General features: G+C 46.6%; 15 protein-coding genes. 12 read left to right on the forward strand and 3 right to left on the reverse strand.

Going from position 1 to position 18,442, the window contains the following annotated elements; genetic code table 11:
- Positions 1-25 precede the first annotated feature (25 nt).
- The 5 genes from FHS17_RS27895 to FHS17_RS27915 all read left to right on the forward strand — a co-directional run bounded on the left by FHS17_RS27895 (position 26) and on the right by FHS17_RS27915 (position 8,930).
- Complete coding sequence (locus FHS17_RS27895; protein ID WP_167282336.1) at positions 26-6,694, forward strand: S-layer homology domain-containing protein; 6,669 nt, start codon at positions 26-28, stop codon at positions 6,692-6,694.
- Between the two features lie 170 nt (positions 6,695-6,864).
- Positions 6,865-7,347, forward strand: coding sequence for a GNAT family N-acetyltransferase (locus FHS17_RS27900; protein ID WP_167282338.1), 483 nt, complete (start codon positions 6,865-6,867; stop codon positions 7,345-7,347).
- Positions 7,344-7,862, forward strand: a complete 519-nt coding sequence (locus FHS17_RS27905) for a phage tail protein (protein ID WP_167282340.1) — start codon at positions 7,344-7,346, stop codon at positions 7,860-7,862. The genes FHS17_RS27900 and FHS17_RS27905 overlap by 4 nt, the downstream gene beginning before the upstream one ends.
- 27 nt (positions 7,863-7,889) lie before the next feature.
- Positions 7,890-8,387, forward strand: a complete 498-nt coding sequence (locus FHS17_RS27910; protein ID WP_167282342.1) for a phage tail protein — start codon at positions 7,890-7,892, stop codon at positions 8,385-8,387.
- Between the two features lie 18 nt (positions 8,388-8,405).
- Positions 8,406-8,930, forward strand: a complete 525-nt coding sequence (locus FHS17_RS27915; RefSeq protein WP_167282344.1) for a phage tail protein — start codon at positions 8,406-8,408, stop codon at positions 8,928-8,930.
- A 56-nt stretch (positions 8,931-8,986) separates the two neighbouring features.
- Here FHS17_RS27915 and FHS17_RS27920 read toward each other — a convergent pair whose 3' ends face one another.
- Both FHS17_RS27920 and FHS17_RS27925 read right to left on the reverse strand, forming a co-directional pair.
- Positions 8,987-9,259, reverse strand: a complete 273-nt coding sequence (locus FHS17_RS27920; protein WP_167282346.1) for a hypothetical protein — start codon at positions 9,257-9,259, stop codon at positions 8,987-8,989.
- A 59-nt stretch (positions 9,260-9,318) separates the two neighbouring features.
- Positions 9,319-9,615: a DUF3055 domain-containing protein gene (locus FHS17_RS27925; RefSeq protein WP_208420603.1), complete on the reverse strand. Its 297-nt coding sequence runs from the start codon at positions 9,613-9,615 to the stop codon at positions 9,319-9,321.
- A 207-nt stretch (positions 9,616-9,822) separates the two neighbouring features.
- On the opposite strand from FHS17_RS27925, the gene FHS17_RS27930 reads away from it, so the two are divergent.
- Positions 9,823-10,806, forward strand: coding sequence for an HRDC domain-containing protein (locus FHS17_RS27930; RefSeq protein ID WP_167282348.1), 984 nt, complete (start codon positions 9,823-9,825; stop codon positions 10,804-10,806).
- A gap of 44 nt (positions 10,807-10,850) precedes the next feature.
- Here FHS17_RS27930 and FHS17_RS27935 read toward each other — a convergent pair whose 3' ends face one another.
- Positions 10,851-11,828, reverse strand: coding sequence for a zinc dependent phospholipase C family protein (locus tag FHS17_RS27935; RefSeq protein WP_167282350.1), 978 nt, complete (start codon positions 11,826-11,828; stop codon positions 10,851-10,853).
- A gap of 168 nt (positions 11,829-11,996) precedes the next feature.
- On the opposite strand from FHS17_RS27935, the gene FHS17_RS27940 reads away from it, so the two are divergent.
- The 6 genes from FHS17_RS27940 to FHS17_RS27965 all read left to right on the forward strand — a co-directional run bounded on the left by FHS17_RS27940 (position 11,997) and on the right by FHS17_RS27965 (position 18,227).
- A complete protein-coding gene (locus FHS17_RS27940) occupies positions 11,997-12,452 on the forward strand; it encodes a chemotaxis protein CheX (RefSeq protein ID WP_167282352.1) in 456 nt (151 codons plus the stop codon).
- Positions 12,453-12,555: 103 nt separating this feature from the next.
- Positions 12,556-13,329 (forward strand): SDR family NAD(P)-dependent oxidoreductase, encoded by a 774-nt coding sequence (locus FHS17_RS27945; protein WP_167282354.1) that lies wholly within the window; start codon positions 12,556-12,558, stop codon positions 13,327-13,329.
- 24 nt (positions 13,330-13,353) lie between these two features.
- Positions 13,354-14,781: a DEAD/DEAH box helicase gene (locus tag FHS17_RS27950; protein WP_167282355.1), complete on the forward strand. Its 1,428-nt coding sequence runs from the start codon at positions 13,354-13,356 to the stop codon at positions 14,779-14,781.
- Positions 14,782-14,899: 118 nt separating this feature from the next.
- Positions 14,900-16,108 carry an S-layer homology domain-containing protein gene (locus FHS17_RS27955; RefSeq protein ID WP_167282358.1) on the forward strand — a complete coding sequence of 403 codons (1,209 nt, stop codon included), beginning with the start codon at positions 14,900-14,902 and terminating at the stop codon, positions 16,106-16,108.
- 131 nt (positions 16,109-16,239) lie between these two features.
- Positions 16,240-16,986: an ABC transporter ATP-binding protein gene (locus tag FHS17_RS27960; RefSeq protein ID WP_167282360.1), complete on the forward strand. Its 747-nt coding sequence runs from the start codon at positions 16,240-16,242 to the stop codon at positions 16,984-16,986.
- Positions 16,983-18,227: an ABC transporter permease gene (locus FHS17_RS27965; RefSeq protein ID WP_167282362.1), complete on the forward strand. Its 1,245-nt coding sequence runs from the start codon at positions 16,983-16,985 to the stop codon at positions 18,225-18,227. The genes FHS17_RS27960 and FHS17_RS27965 overlap by 4 nt, the downstream gene beginning before the upstream one ends.
- The last annotated feature ends 215 nt before the right edge of the window (positions 18,228-18,442 follow it).

Consider the following 18,442-nt stretch of genomic DNA (forward strand, 5'->3'; position numbering starts at 1 on the left):
TACAAACAGTTACAGGAGGCGAATTATGAAAGGTGTTTTACGAAAAATAGGAATGGCGGTTATGTCCGTGCTGTTGGTCTTAATTGTGTTCAGGCTGCTGCCTGCACAAACGGGATATGCAGCAACGTTACCATCTATTCCGGTAAGTTTTGATTATTTTGTGGATCCTTCTGGGAGTTATGCAACAGGTGATGTAAGTTACGATTCTGGAAATTGGTTTGGATCAGATGCTGAATTTGGTAATGCGAAAACTGTCCTTCAATTTGATTTAAGTTCTATCCCTAGCTCTGATACCGTTTCAAATGCCAGTATAAAGTTGCGGGTTTTGGATACGGAATATCCGATTGGCGGTTCTATTGCCATCAAAGTTTATGGTGCGGAAGATACCATTTCAAGTACTAACGTAAATGAAAATTCAACTATCATTCCAAACACTACTGGCCTTATTTTTTCTCGAACATATAGTGCACTGGACAATATGATAAAAGATACAGATGTTACTATAGACATTACAAGCTACATTAACAGTCAGTTGACTTCTGGTGATAAAAAAGCGACCCTCGTATTGGAGGGCAATGAAAATGTCGGAGATAATGAAATTGTAATTGCTTCTAATAATTCCGTAGTAACAGGGAATTATGCACCAACCTTAAACGTGACTACGGCTACAAACCCCAAGGTAGCTTCGGTATCAGTTCCGAGTAATGCTACATATAAAGCCGGACAAAATCTGGACTTTACGGTGAACTTTGACCGCAATGTTACGGTAACAGGTGCCCCTTCCTTGCCTCTCACCATTGGTTCAACTCCCGTACAAGCTGCGTTCCTATCGGGATCAGGATCTAAAGCACTCCTTTTCCGTTACACGGTATCAAGCGGCCAACTTGATACAGATGGCGTTGCTTTAGGCGGTGCAATTACTTTAAACGGCGGTACGATTAGAAATACAAGTAGTGAAGACAGTATTTTAACACTAAATTCTGTTGGAGCTTTAACCAATGTAAAAGTGGACGCTGTTGCTCCAACGGTTTCATCCGTAACCGTACCCACTAATAAGACTTATGGTAGCGGACAAAGTTTGACGTTTGCGGTTAATTTTAACGAGCCTGTAACTGTTTCGGGCGGCACGCCAAGCATTTCGCTAGTCATTGGTGTTACAACCGTACAAGCTACTTATACGGGCGGTACGGGAACCAATTCTCTTGCTTTCAGTTACACGTTGCAAGATGGACAGAGAGATTTAGACGGTATTACGGTGGGTGCACTTAGTCTTAACGGTTCTACGATGACGGATACTGCAGGCAATGCTGCGGCTCTAATGCTTAACAATACGGCTAGCACAACCGGTGTGCTGGTGGATGCCATAGCGCCTACAGTCAGTACCGTGGATGTACCTGCAGACAGTACCTACAAATCAGCAGATCAGCTTAATTTTACGGTACACTATAGCGAAAATGTAACCGTAACAGGTACACCTCATCTACCGGTAACAATCGGCAGTACACTGGTGCAGGCCAGCTATGTATCAGGCTCAGGAACACAAAATCTCGTGTTTCGCTATAGCATACAAGCAGGTAACAGCGATACAGATGGGATCGCTGTTGGTTCAAGCCTGACGCTGAATGGCGGAACAATTCGAGATGGAGCACTCAATAATGCAGGTCTAACGCTTGCAGGAATCGGAAGTACGTCAGCTGTACTGGTGGATGCTGTAGCACCTGCTATTAATAATGTGGACGTGCCAACAGCTGGCACTTATTTGGTAGGAGAGAACTTGGCGTTCACTGTTCATTACAATGAGAATGTAACGGTGAATACTACCGGCGGAACACCTTATTTACAGATTACGATAGGCAGTACACCTGTACATGCAGCCTATGTATCGGGTTCGGGAACAAAATCGCTCCTATTCAGCTACATGATTCAGGTAGGAGACGTTGATACAGATGGTATTACAGTTGCCGCAAGCCTCGCGTTGAATGGTGGAACGATAAAAGATACAGCAAGCAATAATGCCAATCTAAGTTTAAATAGTGTTGGCAGCACGGCATCAGTGCTGGTAGATACTTTAGCTCCTTCAGTGAGCAGCGTAACAGCACCTGCAAACCAAACCTATGGAGCGGCGGCTCCATTGGATTTTACGGTTCATTATAGCAAAAAGGTTGTCATAGCCGGTGGAACACCTTCCATACCTGTGACAATTGGTTCGTCAACGGTACAGGCGGCGTATTTATCAGGCTCTGGAACGGATACGCTTGAATTCCGTTATGTCGTTCAAGCTGGCGACAATGACAACAACGGTATTGCTATAGGCAATGCAATTGTATTGAATGGCAGCACACTTCTTGATGAATCCGGGAATGCAGCAAAGCTGACGCTGGCTGGCGTTGGAAGCACTACAGCCGTTCTTGTAGATACAGCTGCCCCAGCAGTGACTACTGTAGACGTACCGGCAGATGGAAGCTACAAAATGGGATCGGCACTTGGTTTTACCATTCATTATAATGAGAGCGTAACGGTTACGGGCACGCCTTCCTTGTCTCTCACGATTGGTTCAGCTACGGTGCAAGCAACCTATGTATCCGGCTCTGGAACGAGTGCTCTTGTATTCCGTTATACGGTTCTTAACGGACAAGAAGATTCGGACGGTATTGAAGCGGGTAACACGTTGGAACTGAATGGCGGTACGCTGAAAGATGCGGCGGGCAATACAGCGGGCTTGTCCTTAACAGGTATTGGTACAACTAACGCGGTGCTGGTGGATGCCGTGGTCCCTTCGGTTGTAAGTGTTGATGTTCCTGCAGATGGGATATATAAAGCAGGTACAGCACTCGCGATCACGATCCACTACAATGAAAAAGTAGCTGTAACCGGATCTCCGTATGCAGCAATCACGATTGGTTCTTCAACGGTACATGCCGTATATGTATCCGGTTCCGGTACGAATGATCTGACATTCAGCTATACGGTTCAAGCAGGAGATACCGACACGGATGGCATTGAACTTGGTTCTATTAGCTTAAATAGTGGTACTTTAAATGACGCGGCAGGTAATGCCGCAAGCCTCTCACTAACTGCAGCAGGCAGCACAAGTGCTGTTCTTGTAGATACGACTGCTCCTACTGTTAGCAGTGTGGATGTACCTGCTAATGGTACTTACAAAGCGGGAGATGATTTAGAGTTTACGGTTCATTACAGCGAAAAAATAACGGTAACGGGTGGAACGCCAACACTTCCGATTACTGTTGGCACCACAACAGATCAGGCTGTTTATGTATCTGGCTCGGGCAGGAATGCACTTCTTTTCCGCTATGAAGTGCAGGCTGGAGACAATGATATTGACGGCATTCAAGTCGGCAGCTCGCTGAGTTTGAATGGCGCAGTGCTTCAGGATACGGCAAACAATGCTGCTGCGGTATCTCTTGTTGGCACAGGCAGCACAAGTGCTGTTCTGGTCGATACGACAACTCCAACAGTCAGTAGTGTGGATGTACCATCTAACGGGTCCTATAACGAAGGCTCGATTATTAACTTTACCGTCCATTTTAATGAGAAGGTCACTTTGACCGGAACACCGTCCATTCCGGTTACGATTGGATCTACAACGGTTCAGGCGGGCTACGTATCGGGATCGGGAACAGACACATTAGTATTCCGTTATACGATCCTGAGCGGCCAATTGGATACGGACGGGATTGTAGTTGGAAGTGCGATTTCTCTTAACGGCGGCAACCTTCAAGATGTTGCCGGCAATGCAGCTGATCTAACTCTTGCTGCAGTTGGCAGCACAAGTGCTGTGCTGGTTGATGCTATTGCTCCATCGATTGAAAGTGTGGACTTACCTGTGAACGCGACTTATACAGCAGGACAGCAATTGAATGTCACCCTTCATTATGATGAAGCAATAACGGTAATGGGTGTACCTTCTATATCGGTGACGATAGGCTCTTCAACAGTCAACGCATCTTATGTCTCCGGTACAGGGACGGATACAATTGTGTTCCGATATACAGTACAAAATGGAGACAACGATTCGGATGGTATCGAAGTTGGTACTTTAGCTTTTAATGGCGGAGCTCTTAAGGACGCGACTGGTAATAACGCAGCAATCATACTGAGCGGCTTAGGAAGCACTTCTGCGATTAAGGTAGACGCGGTATCGCCAACGGTTAGTCAAGTTGATGTTCCAGCTAATGGTGCTTACAAAGCGGGGACAACCTTACAATTTACTGTTCATTACGGTGAGAATGTAAGTGTAACGGGCGGAACTCCGAGTTTGGACGTGACCCTTGCTGGGAAAACGGTTCAAGCCGATTACGTATCTGGTTCGGGAACAAATACACTTGTTTTCCGGTATGAGGTACAAGCCGGCGATACAGATTCGAATGGCATTCAATTAGCTGCGAGCATCTCATTAAACGGAGCTGCTATTGCTGATCAGGCTGGCAATTCCGCTATTCTTACGCTGGCAGGCGCAGGGGATACAAGCGCAGTATTGGTTGATACAACAGCACCAGTCGTAAGCTTGGTCAGCGTTCCTGCTGATGGCACTTATCATGCCGGTGCGAATCTTGATTTTATCGTAAAAACCAGTGAGCCGGTCCTACTTGATACGACAAGCGGAACACCTGCTATTCAAGTGCAAATCGGTTCTTCAGTTGTACAAGCGGAATACCTCGAGGCGGTAACGTCAAGCGAGCTCAAGTTCCGTTATACGGTTCGTCTGGAGGATCAGGATGCAGATGGTATCAGCGTGGACTCGGCTGCCTTAGCCTTAAATGGAGCAGTCATCACTGATGCTGCTGGCAATGGTTTCAGCACGACGCTTAACAGTATCGGAGCACTTCAGAACGTCAAGATCAGTAATAACCTCTCAGTTACCCTTAGTGAGACAAGCTGGACGAACAAGGATGTAACGGTAACCGTGACCACAGATCCGGACAACAGCATAGAGTACAAGCTGGGAAGCAGCGGAGCATGGACCAGTTATTCGGCTCCTGTGGTTGTGTCACAAGAGGGTCTGACAAGCTTTTACGCAAGAGTTATCGATCCGGCTAATCATGCAAGCGACAGTGTATCGGCGGATGTGAAGATTGATAAGACCGCTCCAGTTATCGTACTGAATGGTAATGATACTGTGAATGTTTACTTGGGCAATACTTATACTGAGCAAGATGCAAAAGTGCAGGATTCTAACCCTTCAGCAGATCTGGCAACAGTAACTGGAACAGTAGATACAGCTGCAATTGGTACTTACATTTTGCACTATAACGCAGTGGATCTGGCCGGCAACCAGGCTGTAGAAATTATTCGTACGGTTAAAGTGATCAATAAGCCGACTAGCAGTGTCAGCAATGTACGCCAAGTAAGAGTAGAAGTCGGAGATCCTGATCATCCTCAGGTCATTGTACAAATTGATATTGTGCGGGAAGTCATTGGCGGCAAGAAAGTGGATACCGTCATTATGAACGAGGATAAAATCAAACAGGCCGTTGCAAGCGCAGTTGGAGCTCATCAAGGAACGATAAGAATTATCGTAGATGATATTCCTGGCGATCCTGCAGATTTGGTTAAAGTTAAGCTTTCCGTCAATGCCGTTAAGTATTTGCTAGACAGCTCTCTTAATGTCGAGATTCGTACGGAAAACGCAACGCTTTATCTGTCCACCAATGCTCTGAGTGCGATGAAGGGCAGTCAGGAGTTTTTCTTCGACATTGTGCCGATCCGGAAGAAGGATGACCAAGATGTCGTGAAAGAAAGAACGATTAATGCTGAGGCTGTACGTAAAATCGTTAAGTCAGGCAATGTAATTGTCATTGGCATGCCAATGACAATTGAAACGAACCTGCCAAAAGTTGCGGTTCAAGTGACATTCCCTCTTGATCCTAACGTTATTCCAAGCGATCCAGCACAAAGAAAGCTGTTCCTAGCCACCCTTGGGGTATATATCGAGCATTCTGATGGTGAGAAGGTATTCCAGCGTGGTCAGATCGTTTACGATGACAAAGGGTATCCAACCGGCATTAAGATTGAAGTAAACAAATTTAGTACCTTTACCATCATTTCCGCAGAGGGAGGAAGCGTCCATCATGATGCGTATATTACCGGTTACTTAGATGGAACTTTCCGCCCTAATCAAGCAGTAACCCGAGCAGAAATGAGCACGATGCTGTACCGTCTATTGTCTGGATCGATACAGACTAGTACTGCACCATTTGCCTTTACCGATGTTTCGAACGGCTATTGGGCGGCAGCTGCAATTAAGTGGGGGCAGGGAGCGGGAATTCTAAATGGGTACCCAGATCACAGTTTTAAACCTAATACTTCTATTACACGAGCTGAGATGGCTTCCATTCTAGTGAAATGGCTCAAGCTGGACACGGCAGCAGCGAATCATATCTTCACCGATTCGAACGGGCATTGGGCTACTGCCCAAATCGCAGCTGTTGCTGAAATGGGCTTTATGACCGGGTATACTGACGGTTCGTTCGGTCCTGATCAGGCACTTACACGTGCAGAAGCAGTCGTCATTATTAACCGCATTCTTGACCGTGGGCCATTGACTGGTGTTGCGTCTCCAACCTGGAAGGACGTACCTGCATCTTCATGGGCATTTGGAGCGGTTGAAGAAGCCTCCAGAACACATGATGCTTCGCGTGAATCGAATGAAAGTGAAACTTACATTCCAGAGTAAATAACTGATCAACAATCCGTTGTAAGTCCACTCCTCCCTCTTCTGGGCAGGGGTGGACTTTTTTGTTAACCTAGTATTTCATACATTAATTGACAATATCCGCATCTTAAATCTATAGTAGAATTGCACTATATTTTTGCTAAATTTTACTAACTTAATATGGGGGTGCGATGCTGGTATTAGAGTTTGCTATTCCTGAGGATGACAGCTTTTTGTTTGAGATTTACTTGGACTCAAGACGTGAAGAAATGGATGCCTGGGGGTGGCCGGCCGGGGAAACAAAAGCTTTCTTGCGTATGCAGTTTGATCTTCAAACGAGATCATACGCTATACAGTTCCCGAATGCCGTAACACAGGTGATTATGCATGAGGGGAAGAAGATTGGCCGGATGATCGTGTCTAGGAGCCATTCTATTCATCTGATTGATATTTCCTTGCTGACGGCTTACCGCAATAGGGGTTTAGGAACGGGAGCTATGACGGGCTTGCAGCAAGAGGCGACTCAGGCAGGTATTCCGGTGAAGCTGAGCGTACTAGGGAATAATCCGGCTAAGCTGCTGTATGAAAGGCTTGGCTTCAAGGCCATTGGAGAAGCTTTCCCTTACATCTCTATGTCCTGGGAGCCAGATATGAGGGAGGAGAAAATAATATGAGTGATCAATATGTTGGGGAAATTCGCATGTTTGGCGGTACTTTTGCACCGGTAGGCTGGGCGTTCTGCAACGGGCAGCTGTTGTCGATTAGTGAGTATGATGTTTTGTTCACCTTGATCGGAACAACATATGGAGGTGACGGACAATCAACCTTCGCTCTACCGGATCTTCAAGGTAGATTACCGGTACATGCGGGTAGAAGCTCCGCATCCGGAATGACATATGTGCTGGGGCAAAAAGCAGGTGATGAGTCGGTTACATTAACGTACAATCAAATGCCTGCACATACCCATATCCCAAATAGCTCGAGCCTTGAGGGAACCTCCAGCAGTCCCGAGAATGCATTTTGGGCAACCAGCTCCAAAAATCAATATTCAGACGCTGATCCAAATGCACAATTAAATCCTGCAGCTATCGGAGTAACTGGCGGCAGTCAGCCTCATAACAATATGATGCCGTATACCGCCTTATCGTTTATTATTGCACTCAATGGCATTTGGCCGACACAAGAGTAAACTTGGAGAAGATGAGGAGGAAATATCATGGCAGAACCATTTGTTGGCGAGATCAGACAGTTCCCGTTTAACTTTGCTCCTAAGGGTTGGGCGCAATGTAACGGACAACTCCTTCCGATACAGTCAAATCAGGTTTTATTTTCTATTTTAGGTGTGACATATGGCGGTAATGGTATTAATAATTTTGCTCTTCCAAATTTACAGGGCCGGGTTCCTGTTCATCCATCGAATACAGTCACTTTAGGACAAACAAGCGGCGAGGAAGCCCATACTCTAACGGTTAATGAGATCCCTCAGCATACGCACCAAGCCGTCGGAGGCTCAGATGCAACAGCATCCGCACCAGGTGGGAAAACATGGGGGACACCGCCAAGTGTACAGCCATTTGCGCCAGCTCCCAATGCAGTGATGTCACCTCAAGCAATTGCCCCTGCAGGCGGCAGCCAGCCACACTCCAATATGCAGCCTTACACGGTACTGAATTTCTGTATTGCACTAAACGGGATTTATCCGTCCAGAAACTAGGAGAGAGGGCTGAGTTATATGGATCCATTTATTGGAGAAATTCGATTATTTGCAGGTAACTATGCACCAAATGGCTGGGCGTTATGCAATGGACAGCTTATGTCTATTCGCTCAAATACAGCTTTATTTTCTCTCCTTGGCGTCAATTACGGGGGTGATGGCATGAACACTTTTGCACTGCCAGATCTTCAGGGGAGAGCACCAATGCATTGGGGAGAAGGAGCGGGGCTTACACCAAGATCCATAGGTGAGACAGGCGGCGAACAGAATCAGACTTTGCTCATTAACGAGATTCCTGCTCATAATCACCTTGCGAATGCACAAACCGTATCTGATAAATTAGAGGCTTCAGGAGATATTTGGGCAAATGCAGGAGCCCCTGGGCGCGGTGGTGTTCAAAACTATTCAGAAAAAGCAGATGTAAGATTGAATCCAATGGCCGTTGGAGTTGCTGGCGGCTCACAGCCTCATAATAATATGCAGCCATACCAAGCACTCAATTTTATCATTTCACTCCAAGGTGTTTTCCCTCAAAGACCATAATGGACAAACAAAGCCCCAGCCAATCATTTGGCTGGGGCTTTGTTTAAAGCTTCTTATTATGGTTCATCCATTGCATCCGGGAGTGCGTCATAATCATCATCGCCTGGATAGTCACGGCCGAGGTCTTCGTGAAGGGAGCTGTTCTCATAGCCGAAAGGCTTCGACGAACGTTGATCGATACGCCAAGGTCTGCTTTTGCCGGTTGGTCCAGTAATGCTGGAGCCGTAGGAACCGTCTGGAAACTCCTCATGCGAGAGATCATTTCGCTGTGATTCCACTGTTGATAAATCTGAATACTCGCTGTGATCGTCGTTGCTAAACTGATTCATCCGAAATCTCCTCCTGAAATGGCATAAGTTTGAGCTTACGCACTTCAGTGTACCCCTGATTAATCGGTAAAATTCACCGTACCGACCACAAAATATAAAAACTGGGCGAGCTCGGCTGCCTCTTCCTCTGACAGCTTAAAGGTATATTCCAGATATCCTTCTTGCTCCAAGTCATCCGGTCCAATAATGGCAGTTCGTCCCGCTTGCAGGTCGGTGATAAGCTTCTTGCCATAAAATCTAGCAGTAGACATAATAGCCAGGTCAAACCGCTTCAAGCTTGGCGTAATAAAGGTGACGAATCTAGTAGCTGTATCTTCCGTTGTATCGGACATAAAATCATAATCAGGCAGCAGCATGTTGTAAAGCCTCCACATCTCGTTTCCACACATTATACATTAAGAAAACGCTTGTAAGAAAGAGATGGTTATGATAGCATGAAATTAATCGAATTAACTGACCGTGAGGAAGCACCTCTCTTGCAATTTTGCAGGAGGGGTGCTTTTTTTTGCGTTCTTGTTCATTCGCGTGAATAGCCAAACTTAAATTAGAGGAGTGAAGGCAGGGTGCAAATCGTTTTTTTGAACACATTTGAGAAACCCTCGAATGACGGTGCCATTGTGAGTGCAAGGCTGTCGATTTGTGAGAGGGATGGTATTTGGGCCGTATTATGGTCGGAAGGCTCGGAAGAGACGGTAAGCTGGTTTGAAGGTACCTCATGGGAAGAGATGATGATCGGATTCCGTCATGGTGTGGCGGTAAAGATGGGCGAAGGCTATACCCCCGTGGTAGACGGTATGCTGGAGGAGAAACGGGGCGGAGCGGGAAGCTTCTTATCGATGCTGCAATGTTACGGCGAATTGCATACAAAGGCGGAGTTATTCGAAGCCCTACGTGAGTGGCGGCGCAAAAAGGCTTTAACAGAGAAAAGGTCAGCCTATCTCATCGCAACAAACCGGATGTTATGGATGATTAGCAGCTTTGTTCCGTATTCAGCGGAAGAGTTGCTGCAAATTCCAGGCTGGGGTGAGCAAAAGCATGCTTCTTACGGACAAGAAGTGCTGGAGATTACAGCGCTGCACAGCCGTGAAACCGATTTCCCACTCAAGTGGGTTGCTGAGAAGCTTGACCCAACGGCTTATACTCAATGGATGTACAAGCAGAAGGAAGCCAGATACAAGAATGATATGATCCGTCAGCAGCAGAAGAAGCGGATCTTGAGCTTTGTCTTTGAAGGTGGTTCGATGGAGCAGCTGCAGTCGGAACTGGAGCTGCCACGCCGTGAGATAATGGATCGGATCGAGCAGCTTGAGACGGAAGGTTATGATTTTGAACCCCTTATAGCCAGAGAGCTTGCAGATATGCCGGATACGGAGAAGCAATTAATCTGGGAAACGTTCCGCCAAGCTGGTGACCGTTATTTGAAGCCTGTTCTGCAACGTGTATATGGTGAGGATGGCGTGAAGGACAAACAGATGGATGTGCTTTATGAAAGGTTGAGGCTTGTTCGTCTTCACTACCGTAAATCGGCGAAGCAGCAAGCGATGTAATAGATTTAGAAGCGAAGCGCCCTGTCAGACAGATCATGTCTAAATCAGGGTGCTTCCTTTATCCCATCAGGCCAGATTGGCTCCGCATATCGAATCGTGACACCGGAATCGCAAGGCAAACCGGTTTCGTATGACATATTGCCTATATGCTCAACTACTGTGTTGCGAAGAGAGGTGGTGTCAGGGCTACCCCCACTTCTTAAATAATCCAAGACAGCTGGAAAAACGGTCAGCGCATCTTCCATAGCCCGATCCCATAAGGTCCAAGCGCTTACCTGATGGATGATCGTCTTGTCCGTTGGATCGATCCAAGGCTGCTCCGCTTCATTAAGAACATCGTAGGGTACGTCTTTCTGGAAAACAAATGGTTCAATTTGACCAAAGGTGATCGAACGCTTAATGGCTGTAGGATCATGGAACAAACGTTGCGCACGCGTCATATCACGAATGGCATTATTCCAATCCTGAGCACGGATAAACGGTGCTAATTGGCTATAATAGTCGCTTGTAATGGTCTGGAATGCCTGGACGATTGTATCAGGCAGCCGGCCTCCGATATCAATCTTTTTCCAGACAGGCGTCTTCCATGTTTCAACTCCCCATAGCTGCCTCGCAATCAACGTATCCATCATGACCTCGTAACGCTGATGATCCCATTTGCGGAAGCCTGATTTGCTGAATACGAAAGGATGCATATGCCGGTCAAGGACATGGTGCAGAATGAAGCCAAGTGAATACACAACTGCAGGATCTGGGCTCTCGGTATCAGCCAATTTCCCATGAATAGAATCAAGCAGCTTCATAATAACGGGACCGCAGCACCTATTGTGCATTTCCGTGCCTAGCTGAATCATGGCTGACTTGCCCTGCCAAGGAAGAAAACGATGATAAAATAAAAAATCAGGACCTTGGCAGCCCATATAAAATAGACGATTATTCCTTTCCAAGTGTACAAAGTCGGTTTCTTGAAGGCTTTCAAGTACTTTTTGACCAAAAATAAGATGGGCCCAGACGTTCGGCATGCACGAAAACCTCCGTTTTTTGTCAAAATTAGTATGAGAAAGTGACTAATTGCGTAGGTCTTAAGGTTCAATAATAACAATATTAGTATACTTGTCCTACATATTTCAGTATAATGGAAATTAGAATAGACCACGCGCGAATTTTGTCGAAAAGGAGCGGTCCCGCTAATGAAGGCAGAATACATTAATCCATTTCTTGAAGCCGCAACGATCGTCATTGAACAGGTGATCCAGATTCGGCCTTCCACAGGTAAGTTAGGCCTGAAGAATATCGAAATGGTAGAAAATCATATTTGGATTCAAATTGGGATTAACGGACAAATGAATGGTGATATTGTATTCGGGTTAAGCGAGCAGGTGGCTCTGAAGATGGTCTCAGCCATGATGGGTGGATTCATCATCTCTGAATTGGACGAGATCGGCCGCAGTGCGATATCTGAGCTTGGCAATATGATTAGCGGAAACGCAAGCACCATGCTGTACAATCAGGGTGTTACTGTCGATATCACACCACCAAGAATTATTCAGTCGGTACAAGGCTTAATGTCTGGTAAGGCTTTATCTGTTCCACTCATCATGGACGGCATTGGTGAATTTGATATTCAAGTGTTAGTCGCATCGTAGCATAAGAAGCAGCTCCTTCGGGAGCTTTTTTTTTGCTTATCGGGGGCTGATCAAGTACACTGAAAAGATAGAGATTGAGAGAAGCGAATGCAGGTGATGATAAGTGCTTAAGGGGAAAATTGTCCTTATTTCTGGGGCTTCCAGCGGAATTGGAGCCGTCACGGCCAAACAACTTGCCAAGCTTGGAGCAATCCCCATTTTGACCGGTCGTAATCTGGAACGTCTTCGCAAGCATGCAGCTGCTATTGGAACAGCTTGCCCCATGTATCAAATGGATGTAACGGATATGAAGCAGGTGGAGCAAACGGTTGATGCTATAGTTGCGAAGTACGGCAGAATTGATGTCTTATTGAATAACGCGGGATTTGGAAAATTCGAGACGTTCGTGGAAGCGGATGTAGAGAGCTTCGAGCAGATGATGGATACGAACTATATGGGCGTAGTCCGCTGCACGAAAGCGGTGCTGCCTTACATGCTGAAGCAGGGAAGCGGACATATTGTTAATATCGCTTCCATGGCCGGGAAGATCGGTTCCTCGAAGTCGACGGGTTATTCGGCGACCAAGCATGCAGTGCTGGGCTTTACGAATTCTCTGCGCATGGAGATGAACGGAACGGGCGTTACGGTCTCGGCAGTAAATCCAGGCCCGATTCGGACCGAGTTCTTTGACGTAGCTGATCCGTCAGGAACTTATGTGAAAAATGTCAGCTGGTTTATGATGAAGCCGGATTATGTGGCTAATCAAATTATTAAAGTGATGGAACGCCGGAAAGCCGAGGTAGATTTGCCAAAAACAGCGGCTGTCGGTATTAAGCTATATCAGCTGTTCCCGCGGATAGCCGACCGTATATTCGGCGGTTGGTTTAATCGAAAATAGCGGTGCGATAAGAGAGGAAACAATATGAGTCAGAAAACATGGATTGAACTAGGAATTTCAAATGCGTTAAGCGAGAAGCTTGAGGCAAATAGTATAAAAGTACCATCGGCTATTCAAGCCGATGCGATACCTACTTTGCTGGAAGGGCGGGATGTATCCGCACGATCGCAAACAGGTTCAGGCAAGACACTTGCTTATTTGCTGCCGATGCTGCAGCAGTTGAACGCATCATCAAACGCTATTCAAGCGATTATTTTAGCGCCGACGCAAGAGCTAGCCATGCAAATCGTACGGGTAGCCGAAAGTTATGCGGAGCCGCTCGATTTGCGTGTTCAGCAGTTAATCGGCGGCGCAGCGATGAAGCGTCAGATCGAGAAGCTGAAACTTCGTCCGCAGCTTGTAATAGGTACACCAGGACGAATCCATGAGCTGCTTAAGCTGCGTAAGCTGAAGCTGAGTGAGGTCCGTCATATCGTCATTGATGAAGCGGATCAGGTGTTCGAGCTAGGATCTACGCGCGAAGTGGAGACCATCCTGTATGCGATGAGCCAAGAACGCCAGATGGCCTTCTTCTCCGCGACTTATCCCGATGTGATGTCACGTTTTGAGAAGCGCTGGATGAAGGACCCTGTTCGTATTCAAATTGCGCCAGAGCAGCGTGTATCGGAGACGATTGATAACTTCTATGTCGTATGTGATAAGCGGGACAAACCGGATGTAGCAAGAAGAATCGTACGTATGCTGAAGCCTGCATCTGCGCTGTTATTCTTAAACGTGACCGAAAATATTGCGAACTGGGAAGCGAAGCTCAGCTATGAAGGCTTTACGGTTGAGACTTTGTATGGCGATGCGGATAAACAGCGTCGTGCTGCGACATTGACAAGGTTCAAAGACGGCAGATGTCAGTTGTTGATTGCAACCGATGTAGCAGCAAGGGGCCTTGATATTGAAGGTCTTCCACTCGTAATTAATCTGGATCCACCGATTGATGCGGACCATTATGTTCACCGTGCTGGCCGTACTGGCCGGATGGGCCGGACAGGAACGGTAATTTCACTCATTACACCGCAAGAGCGGTTCATTATGGATAAATTCCGTAAGTCGCTGCATATCGAATTGCCGGAAAAGGCGATGTATAAAGGGAAATTTGTATTGCCTAGTGAACTCCCTGACAAGTCGGATGCCTCAACACGACCAGCTCCACGGAGACAAGCTGAGCCGCAGGCTTCTGTAAGCACTCGTGCAGCAGCTCCCCCGCAAAACAGCAGGGAATGGGAGTCGCTCTTGAAGGAACAAAAGAAATCCAAACCAAAACAGACCGAGACACCGGCACCTGCGCCAGCGCCGCGTGCAAAGCAAGCTCCAAGCAAGCAGGAACGGCTTCGGGACAAGAAAGACAAGGGCGCTCCAAAATGGCTGAAAGCCAAACGTGAGAGTAAAGAGAACCAATAATTAGAAAATTATTTTATAAGCCACCCTCCCAAAACAATTAACCCTCGACGAAACGTATAGGCGAAGGTACAAACGGAAAAAAAATTCCGTAAATTGTTTAAGGGAGAGTGGCTTTTTTATGACGAAACGAACGGTATGGAAAAAAACAGCAATATCCTCAATGGCATTGCTTATGCTTGCAGGTGGTGCATCGTCAGCATTCGCAAACGGCAGCCATAACGGTAACGGCGGAGGAAAAGGCGACGACCGTGATAACAACAAAGAAGAGCATGAAGTTCAAGTTAAATGGAAATTTAACGATGAAGAAGATATGAAATGGGCGACAGAATATATTATGCGTCTGGCATCAAAAGGCGTATTTACTGGTTATGAGGATGGTACGTTTAAACCGAACCAGCAAATTTCCCGCATCGAAACGATTGTAGCTGCGGTTCGTCTGATGGGACTTAGAGAACAAGCCGAGTCAACAGCAGAAATGAACACGGAGCTGAACTTCAAGGACGCGGATCAAATTAAGAAGAAATATCCTTGGGCAGTAGGTTATGTTGCTGTCGCAGTAGAAAATGACCTGTTCTCTGAAACAGATTTCGAAGTGAAACCGCAGCAAAGTGCAACTCGTCTGTGGGCAGCAACTATTCTCGTTAAAGCGCTTAAATTGGAAGATGAAGCAAAAGCGCTCAGCAATACGAAGCTGGACTTTAAGGATGCGAAGAATATCCCTGCCGGATCTGTTGGCTATGTTGCACTTGCTATCAAGAAAGGTATTATTACAGGTTACTCGGATAAAACATTCCGTCCGAACCAACCGGTATCAAGAGCGGAGCTTGCAGCCCTGCTTGACCGTACGGATTCCGAAATTCCGGATAATGATGGACTAGCTATTACAGGTAAGCTGAAGGCAGCAGCAGCAAATGGTCAAATTACGATCGCTCAAACAAACGGTACAGATTTGACACTGAATCTGGATCCGAATGTATTTATTTTCAGAGATGACAAGAAAGTAGCTGTTAGCGCACTGAAAGCCGGCGACGAGCTTCTTGTCCGCACTTATCAGAATAAAATTGTATTCATCGAAGTAACGAAAGAAGTAGTTGATGAATCTAAGCTGTTTGACGTAACAGGAAAAATCAATACGATCACTTATAATGCAAATGGCAAGCTGTCCACGATTTCCATTACGAAGCAAGACGGAAATCAAACAATCGTAACGATCTATAATGTTGCGGACAATGTACTGATTGCAGGCGATCGTGATGATCTTGTAACAGGTCATGACATTAAAATAACAGGCAAAGATGGCGTTATTGCAGGAATTACGATTATATAAGTTGAAATAAAACGGGCATTCTTTTCCCTTGTGGAAAGGAATGCCTGTTTTTTTTGATATTAACGCTGTAATTCGGTATGCTTGATAGATAAAAAGCAATTTATCTATTGTAATTGAAGGTGATGGTTAACATGAGCGAACCTATTCTGCAAGTTACAGGCTTGACTGGCGGTTACAGTCCGCGAAGACCTGTTCTTCATGATGTGAATTTTGAGGTCCGGGCAGGGGAAATGGTTGGTTTGATCGGATTAAATGGTGCAGGGAAAAGCACAACAATCAAGCATGTCCTTGGTTTAATGAAGCCGCATCAGGGAATTGTGAAAGTCGATGGTGTGACGCTGGAGGAGAATGCAGAGCGGTACCGGTCTGCTTTTGCCTATGTGCCTGAAACGCCAGTATTATTTGATGAGCTGACGGTCGAAGAGCATTTGCGCTTAACAGGCATGGCCTATAATGTAGCGGAACCTCAATTCGATGTGCGTCAGGATCAACTTCTAAACGAATTTCAGATGATGGCCAAACGTGCCGCTTTTGCTTCCCATTTATCTAAAGGGATGAAGCAGAAGGTAATGATTATGAATGCACTGCTTGCTGAGCCGCCGCTGTATATGATTGATGAACCGTTTCTTGGACTCGACCCGCTTGGTATCCGATCTTTGCTGGAGAGGCTGGTTGAGGTGAAGAAAAGAGGCTCGGCAATCTTGATGAGCTCTCATATCTTAGCAACGGTGGAGGCCTATTGTGATCGTTTCATTATCATGCATCAAGGCCGAGTTGCTGCATATGGCACGCTTGATGAAGTATGCCAGGCTGCAGGTGTTGAAGCGCGGGGCGGCGCGCTGGAGGATGCCTTTTACAAGCTGGTTACTGAGCAATGAGCGGGGCACTAATAGAGAAGTTATGGCTGAAGAGGTCGGGTGAATTCCGCAAAGAAGTAACTCCTTACTTCGGCTATATGGCGCAAAGCGGCTTCCCGTTATTTATGTCGTTTATCGTGTTGTCTTCGGCGTTTGGTTACATAAAGCTGATTCACGATTTACCGGAGCATTTTCCAATTACACTTGTCGGGATCCTTGCGATGTTTCCCGTCTTAAGCTGGAGTCCGCTCCGAACTTGGTTAACTTCTCCCGATCTTGTCTTTCATATGCCTCGGGAGGCAGAAATGGGAAGCTATATGCGGAGATCCTTCCGCCGTTCGGCAATCCTAACTTCCTTGCTGGGTGCAGCTGTTCTGCTGCTCTATTGGCCGATTTATCGGCAGGGGGATAGTGAAGCGGGCTTCTGGGTCTTACTCCTGTTTGTGGCCGTTATCCGGGCGTTAAACCTATGGGGAGGATGGCAGGAAAGAAAGCTGGCCTGGTCAGGTGTTCGACGGCTGCTCCGGTTCCTTCGCTGGGCAGCAAATGCTCTCACGCTGGCTGTATTGCTGACATGTCTGCCATGGCAGGCGGCGTTGTTTTTGCTGCTGCTTATTGCTTTGTTCGTAGTGTTGTACAGGCTGCCGGACAAGCACTCTTACCCATGGGAAAGGCTGATTGAAGAAGAAGCCCGAACGAGAAGAAGCTACTATTTGTTCTTTGGCTTATTTATTGATGTACCTACAATGCCTTCTCGTTCAGCCTCCAGAGCTTATCTAGCGTGGATCCTGCGGTTTATTCCGAATCGGCATCGTTTTACTTATGTATATTTGTACACGGCATCACTCGTCCGAACAGAGATTGGCGGCATCATGCTGCGGCTGGTTGTATTATTTGCATTAATTTTGTATTGGTTCGCTGAAGACGGCTGGCTGTCTGGATGGGGCGCTGCGGCGGTGTATCTCGTACTGCTGCAGTTAATCGCCGTACAGCTTGCAGGCCTCCGGCATGCTCATCGTTACTCCGTGTGGCGCCATGTTTATCCGCTGCCTGAGACGGAGAGAACAAGCAGCCTCCTGCTTGTTGATCGCTGGGCGATGGCGGTTGTCGCCTTCCTCACTTGGCTGCCAGCGGCCATTATGCTTCTGATTCAAGGCCTCGTTGTTCCGGCTTTCACTGCGCTAGTGATCGCGTATGTGCAGGTTCTGTTCATCCGACCTGGGCGGTTACGGCGAAAGTTGGTTGACGACGACGAAGAGTAGAATTTTAAGTTCGATTTGGTTAAAAGAAAACTACGCATTCGAATGTTCTTTCGATCGCCATTGCTCGGGGATTCCTTGAATTAGTTTATATAGTGTTGGAATCCCCTCACAAAAGCGACTACTATCGTTTCTACAGAATCATTCGAATTGCTCCGTTTACAATTAACCATCAATTTAAAATTCTTAAATAAAAAACAAAAACGGTCGTGCAGGAA

The sequence above is a fragment of the Paenibacillus lupini genome (assembly GCF_011761355.1).
GTDB classification, from domain to species: domain Bacteria; phylum Bacillota; class Bacilli; order Paenibacillales; family Paenibacillaceae; genus Pristimantibacillus; species Pristimantibacillus lupini.

What these genes read in the sequence shown, in the direction of transcription:
- FHS17_RS27920 (WP_167282346.1), bottom strand. Translation starts at nt 9,259, where the DNA reads ATGAATCAGTTTAGCAACGACGATCACAGCGAGTATTCAGATTTATCA.
- FHS17_RS27925 (WP_208420603.1), bottom strand. Translation starts at nt 9,615, where the DNA reads ATGCTGCTGCCTGATTATGATTTTATGTCCGATACAACGGAAGATACA.
- FHS17_RS27950 (WP_167282355.1), top strand. Translation starts at nt 13,354, where the DNA reads ATGAGTCAGAAAACATGGATTGAACTAGGAATTTCAAATGCGTTAAGC.
- FHS17_RS27960 (WP_167282360.1), top strand. Translation starts at nt 16,240, where the DNA reads ATGAGCGAACCTATTCTGCAAGTTACAGGCTTGACTGGCGGTTACAGT.
- FHS17_RS27895 (WP_167282336.1), top strand. Translation starts at nt 26, where the DNA reads ATGAAAGGTGTTTTACGAAAAATAGGAATGGCGGTTATGTCCGTGCTG.
- FHS17_RS27955 (WP_167282358.1), top strand. Translation starts at nt 14,900, where the DNA reads ATGACGAAACGAACGGTATGGAAAAAAACAGCAATATCCTCAATGGCA.
- FHS17_RS27965 (WP_167282362.1), top strand. Translation starts at nt 16,983, where the DNA reads ATGAGCGGGGCACTAATAGAGAAGTTATGGCTGAAGAGGTCGGGTGAA.
- FHS17_RS27910 (WP_167282342.1), top strand. Translation starts at nt 7,890, where the DNA reads ATGGCAGAACCATTTGTTGGCGAGATCAGACAGTTCCCGTTTAACTTT.
- FHS17_RS27940 (WP_167282352.1), top strand. Translation starts at nt 11,997, where the DNA reads ATGAAGGCAGAATACATTAATCCATTTCTTGAAGCCGCAACGATCGTC.
- FHS17_RS27905 (WP_167282340.1), top strand. Translation starts at nt 7,344, where the DNA reads ATGAGTGATCAATATGTTGGGGAAATTCGCATGTTTGGCGGTACTTTT.
- FHS17_RS27915 (WP_167282344.1), top strand. Translation starts at nt 8,406, where the DNA reads ATGGATCCATTTATTGGAGAAATTCGATTATTTGCAGGTAACTATGCA.
- FHS17_RS27935 (WP_167282350.1), bottom strand. Translation starts at nt 11,828, where the DNA reads ATGCCGAACGTCTGGGCCCATCTTATTTTTGGTCAAAAAGTACTTGAA.
- FHS17_RS27900 (WP_167282338.1), top strand. Translation starts at nt 6,865, where the DNA reads ATGCTGGTATTAGAGTTTGCTATTCCTGAGGATGACAGCTTTTTGTTT.